The following is a 5880-nucleotide window of genomic DNA, read 5'->3' on the forward strand; positions in this document are numbered from 1 at the left end:
CCCGCGCCGGCCGCCGAGCCTCTGGCCGCCGAGCCCGAGCCGGCCGACGTACCCGCGCCGGCCGAGGTCTCCGCCACCACAGCCGCAGCCCCCGCCCCCGCCCCCGCCGGCTTCAGCGACGCGGAGCGCGAGGCGGTGCTGCGCGTGATGCGCGAGCGCCGCGACATCCGCAACGGCTTCCGCTCCGACCCCATCCCGCACGAGGTGCTGATCCGGGTCCTGGAGGCCGCGCACACCGCGCCCAGCGTCGGCCACTCCCAGCCCTGGGACTTCGTCGTCATCCGCTCCGCCGAGACCCGGCGGGCGATGCACGAACTGGCCCAGCGCCAGCGCGAGGCGTACGCCGCCTCCCTCCCCAAGGGCCGCGCCAAGCAGTTCAAGGAACTGAAGATCGAGGCCATCCTCGACACCCCGGTCAACATCGTCGTCACCGCCGACCCCACCCGCGGCGGCCGCCACACCCTCGGCCGGCACACCCAGCCGCAGATGGCCCCGTACTCCTCCGCCCTCGCCGTGGAGAACCTCTGGCTCGCCGCCCGCGCCGAGGGCCTCGGCGTCGGCTGGGTCAGCTTCTTCGACGAGCGCGAGATGGTCCGCGCCCTCGGCCTGCCCGACCACCTGGAGGTCGTCGCCTACCTCTGCGTCGGGTACGTCGACGAGTTCCCCGAGGAGCCCGAGCTGGTGCAGGCGGGCTGGTCCAAGCGCCGCCCGCTGTCCTGGGTCGTCCACGAGGAGACCTACGGCCGGCGGGTGCTGCCCGGGGCCGAGCCGCACGACCTGCTCCAGGAGACCGTGGCCGGCATCCGCCCGCTGGACGCCAAGGCGCTCGGCGAGGCGTGGGAGCGCCAGAAGCGGATGACCAAGCCGGCCGGCGCGCTCGGCATGCTGGAGATCATCTCCGCGCAGCTCTCCGGGCTGTCCCGGATGTGCCCGCCGCCCATCCCCGAGCCGGCCGCCGTCGCGATCTTCGCCGGCGACCACGGGGTGCACGCCCAGGGCGTCACCGCCTGGCCGCAGGAGGTCACCGCCCAGATGGTGGCCAACTTCCTCGGCGGCGGCGCGGTGTGCAACGCCTTCGCCAAGCAGGTCGGCGCGGAGGTCTGCGTGGTCGACGTCGGCGTCGCCGCCGACCTGCCGGCCACCACCGGGCTGCTGCCCCGCAAGATCCGCCCCGGCACCTCCGACTTCACCACCGGCCCCGCCCTGACCCGCGAGGAGGTGCTGGCCGCCGTCGAGGTCGGCATCGAGACCGCCCGCGACCTGGTCGCCGCCGGCAACCGGGCGCTGCTCACCGGCGAGATGGGCATCGCCAACACCACCTCCTCGGCCGCCCTGATCGCCGTCTACACCGGCGCCGAACCGGCCGAGGTCACCGGCCGCGGCACCGGCATCAACGACGAGATGCACGCCCGCAAGGTCGACGTGGTCCGCCGCGCCCTGGACCTGCACCGCCCCGACCCGGCCGACCCGCTCGGCGTCCTCGCCGCCGTCGGCGGCCTGGAGCACGCCGCGCTCGTCGGCTTCATCCTGGGCGGCGCGTCCCTGCGCACCCCGGTGGTCCTCGACGGCGTCAGCGCCGGTGCGGCCGCGCTGGTGGCCCGCGCCATCGCCCCGGAGGCGCTGGCCGCGTGCGTCGCCGGCCACCGCAGCGCCGAGCCCGGCCATGTGGCCGCGCTCACCAAGCTGGGCCTGCGCCCCCTGGTGGACCTCGACCTCCGCCTCGGTGAGGGCACCGGCGCGCTGCTCGCGCTCCCGGTCATCCAGAGCGCCGCCCGTGCCATGCACGAGGTGGCCACCTTTGACTCCGCCGGGGTCACCGAGAAGTAGCCGGCTACCGGCTACCGGCCACCGGCTACCGGCCACCGGCTACCGGCCACCGGCCACCGGTCGCCGAGGAACTGGCGAGCACCGGCCACCGGGAAGCGGCCGCGCGCCGGTGCGCCATCCGGGCCCGATCCCGTACGGGCACTCCGTACGGGATCGGGCCAGCGACGGGTTTCTGCCGCCCGGCCCCCGGCGGGCCGCCCCCCGGCACGCCGTATCGTGGACCAGAACGACTCGAACACCCCTCCCACCAGCCGCTCCATCGCCGCAGCGGCCCGCACCGCCCACCGCGCCGTCCCGCAGCGCGCGTGACCGCCGAGGAGCCGCACCCAGCATGGCCGAGCCCGCCGAGACACCCTCGTCCGCCGACCACCCCGCCTACCCCGTCGGGCTGCGCCTGTCCGGGCGTCGCGTCGTCGTCATCGGCGGCGGCCAGGTGGCCCAGCGCCGGCTGCCGGCCCTGGTCGCCGCCGGCGCGGACATCACCCTGGTGTCGCCGTCCGCCACGCCGTCCGTCGAGGCCATGGCAGAGGCCGGCGAGCTGCGCTGGGAGCGCCGCCGCTACCAGGAGGGCGACCTGGCCGGCGCGTGGTACGCGCTGATCACCGCCAGCGACCCGGCCGCCTGCGCGACCGCGTCCGCCGAGGCCGAGCGGGAGCGCGTGTGGTGCGTGCGCTCCGACGACGCCGCGGCCGCCACCGCCTGGACCCCGGCCACCGGCCGCAGCGAGGGCGTCACCGTCGCCGTGCTCACCGGCCAGGACCCGCGCCGCTCCGCGGCCGTCCGGGACGCCATCGTCGAGGGCCTGCGCGAAGGGTCCATCGCCGCGCCGCACCACCGCGCCCGCACCCCCTTCGTCGCCCTGGTCGGCGGCGGCCCCGGCGACCCGGACCTGATCACCGTCCGCGGCCGGCGGCTGCTCGCCGAGGCCGACGTGGTCATCGCCGACCGGCTCGGCCCGCGCGACCTGCTGGACGAGCTCCCGCCGCACGTCGAGGTGATCGACGCGGCGAAGATCCCCTACGGCCGCTTCATGGCCCAGGAGGCCATCAACGACGCCCTGATCGAGCACGCCAAGGCGGGACGGTCCGTGGTGCGGCTCAAGGGCGGCGACCCGTTCGTCTTCGGCCGGGGCATGGAGGAGGCCCAGGCGCTGGCCGCCGAGGGCATCGCCTGCACCGTGGTGCCGGGCATCTCCAGCTCCATCAGCGTGCCCGGCGCGGCCGGCATCCCGGTCACCCACCGCGGGGTGGCGCACGAGTTCACCGTGGTCAGCGGCCATGTCGCCCCCGACGACCCGCGCTCCCTGGTCGACTGGGCCGCGCTGGCCCGGCTCACCGGCACCCTCGTCATCCTGATGGGCGTCGACAAGATAGGCGCGATCGCCGAGCGGCTGATCGCCCACGGCAAGGCCCCGCAGACCCCGGTCGCGCTGGTCCAGGAGGGCACCACCGCCGCCCAGCGCCGGGTGGACGCCACCCTGGCGACCGTCGGCGAGCGGGTGCTAGCCGAGGGCGTGCGGCCGCCGGCCGTCATCGTCGTCGGCGAGGTGGTCGCCGAAGGCCCCGAGAAGACCCCCGCCCATCCCGAGAGCCCCGAGGTCCCCCGTGGCTGAGCCCCTGGTCCTGGACGACCCGGCCGACCCCCGGCTGCACGACTACACCGGCCTCACCGACGTCGAGCTGCGCCGCCGCCGCGAGCCGGCCGAGGGGCTGTTCATCGCCGAGGGCGAGAAGGTGATCCGCCGCGCGGTGGCCGCCGGCTACGGCATGCGCTCCATGCTGCTGTCCGCCAAGTGGACCGAGGCCATGGCCGACGTCATCGCCGCCGCCGACTGCCCCGTCTACGTGATGGAGCCGCGGCTGGCCGAGCGGGTCACCGGCTACCACGTGCACCGCGGGGCGCTCGCCTCGATGCGCCGCGAGCCGCTGCCGCGGGCCGCCGGCCTGCTCGCCGCCGCCCGCCGGGTGGCCGTGCTGGAGGGCGTCAACGACCACACCAACATCGGTGCGATCTTCCGCAGCGCCGCCGCGCTCGGCATGGACGCGGTGCTGCTCTCCCCGGACTGCGCCGACCCGCTGTACCGCCGGTCGGTGAAGGTGTCCATGGGCGCGGTGTTCTCCGTGCCCTACGCCCGGCTCGACCCGTGGCCGGCCGGTCTGGAGTCGGTCCGGGAGGCGGGCTTCCGGCTGCTGGCGCTCACCCCGGCGGAGACCGCGGTGGACATCGACGAGGCCGCGCCGCACCGCCTGGAGCGGGCGGCGCTGATGCTGGGCGCGGAGGGCGAGGGGCTCAGCCGCCGGGCGCTGGCCGCGGCCGACACCCCGGTGCGCATCCCCATGGCGCACGACGTGGACTCGCTGAACGTCGGCGCGGCCGCGGCCGTCGCCTTCTACGCGGTGACCGCCGGCCGCCCCGCGCACTGACGGCCCGCCCCGGGGGCGTCAGCCCTGAAGGGCCTGCGCCGCCGCGATCCCCAGCAGCACGATCAGCGTGACGACCACGAAGACGAAGATCCGCTGACGGAGCAGCCGGGGGTTCGCGGGGCGCAGCCCGCCGGTCCCGGTGCGGCTGCCCGACCCCGTACGCACGCCCGAGCCGGTCCGCGAACCGGGCCCGCCGGCCGGCCCGGAGCCGGTCCGCGACCCGGAACCGGTCCGCGATCCCTGCCCGGTACGCGGCGGGGCGCCCGCGCGGGGCCCCTCACCGCGGCCGCCGCCCCCGGTCCTGGCCGGGCCGCGCGCCGGAGCCGGCCGGGCCCCGCCCTGCGGCCCGCGCGGAGCGGGCGTCCCCTGCCCCCGGCCCTGGGCGTCGTCCCGACCGTCCCGCTCGGGGCCCTGCTCCGGGTAGCGCTCGGTGAGCCGGCCGGTGGGCCGCTCGTCCACCGCGCGCCGCGGCCGGGGGGCGGCGGGCCGGCCCGCGGACAGCCCCTGCGCCTCCCGCGCGGCGATCTCCTTCAGCCGCATCGACAATTGCAGGGTCGAGGGCCGGTCCTCCGGCGTCTTGGCCAGGCAGGCCCGCACCAGCGGCGACAGCGCGTCCGGTACGCCGGCCAACTGCGGCTCCTCATGCACCACCCGGTAGAGCATGACCTCGGAACTGCCGTGGCCGAAGGGCGAGTCGGCCATCGCCGCGTACGCGAGCGTGGCGCCCAGCGCGAACACGTCGGTCGCCGGGGTGACGGCCGCGCCGCGCACCTGCTCGGGCGCGAGGAAGCCGGGGGAGCCCACGGCGGTGCCGACGTGGGTGAGGGTGGAGGCGCCGGTGGCCCAGGCGATGCCGAAGTCGATGATCCGCGGGCCCTTGGGCGACAGCAGGATGTTGGACGGCTTGAGGTCCCGGTGGACCACGCCGGCCTCGTGCACGGCGACCAGCCCCTCGGACAGCGCCGCCCCGATCGCCGCCACGTCCGCAGCGACCAGCGGGCCCTCCTCGGCGACCTTGTCGTGCAGCGAGGGTCCGGGGACGTACTGGGTGGCGAACCACGGCCGGTCCGCCTCCAGGTCGGCGGCGACCAGCCGCGCCGTGCACCCGCCGCGGATCCGCCGCGCGGCCGAGACCTCGCGGGCGAAGCGGGAGCGGAACTCCTGGTCCTCGGCCAGATCGGGCCGGATCACCTTCAGCGCGACCCGCTGCCCCCGCCGGTCGGAGCCCAGGTACACGACGCCCATCCCGCCGGCGCCCAGCCGCCGGTGCAGCCTGAACGAGCCGACGACACGCGGGTCCTCGCGCCGGAGCCGCATCATCGCCATGTCCGTCCCCTACCTTCGGTGGGAGGAGCCCCACCCGCGCAGTCGCGCCCATCCGTTTGACGGGGCACAGCTTACGTATCCATGTCCTGGAGCGCTCATAGGCCGCGCCCTCCCACCCGGACCGATTGCCGCGCCGGCGACCGCTCGTGAGCCCGCCTCAGCAGCGGCCCCGCGCCGAGCGGCTGACTTTCCGCCAGGTCAACAGAGCGCGTCGTACGGCAGGTTGGGGCCCGCCCCCGCCTCTGCCGCGCCGCCCTCCAGGGACTGTCTCTTATACACATCTTGACGCAGCCGACGAAGGCGT

4 protein-coding genes are annotated in these 5880 nt (G+C 76.5%); 3 read left to right on the plus strand and 1 reads right to left on the minus strand.

Annotated elements, in window-relative coordinates:
• The 3 genes from cobT to C6N75_RS23730 form a co-directional block, all read left to right on the plus strand.
• A partial coding sequence (gene cobT / locus C6N75_RS23720) for a nicotinate-nucleotide--dimethylbenzimidazole phosphoribosyltransferase (protein ID WP_258177574.1) occupies positions 1–1827 on the plus strand: 1827 nt, incomplete at its 5' end.
• A gap of 331 nt (positions 1828–2158) precedes the next feature.
• Complete coding sequence (gene cobA, locus C6N75_RS23725; protein ID WP_105870934.1) at positions 2159–3439, plus strand: uroporphyrinogen-III C-methyltransferase; 1281 nt, start codon at positions 2159–2161, stop codon at positions 3437–3439.
• On the plus strand, positions 3432–4250 hold the full coding sequence (locus C6N75_RS23730) for a TrmH family RNA methyltransferase (protein WP_105870935.1): 819 nt from the start codon (positions 3432–3434) through the stop codon (positions 4248–4250). Before cobA ends, C6N75_RS23730 begins: the two co-directional genes overlap by 8 nt.
• An 18-nt stretch (positions 4251–4268) precedes the next feature.
• Here the strand turns inward: C6N75_RS23730 and C6N75_RS23735 are convergent, their stop codons facing one another.
• A complete protein-coding gene (locus C6N75_RS23735) occupies positions 4269–5576 on the minus strand; it encodes a serine/threonine-protein kinase (RefSeq protein ID WP_105870936.1) in 1308 nt (435 codons plus the stop codon).
• Positions 5577–5880 lie beyond the last annotated feature (304 nt).

Source organism: Streptomyces solincola, from assembly GCF_002982015.1.
GTDB lineage: Bacteria > Actinomycetota > Actinomycetes > Streptomycetales > Streptomycetaceae > Streptomyces > Streptomyces solincola.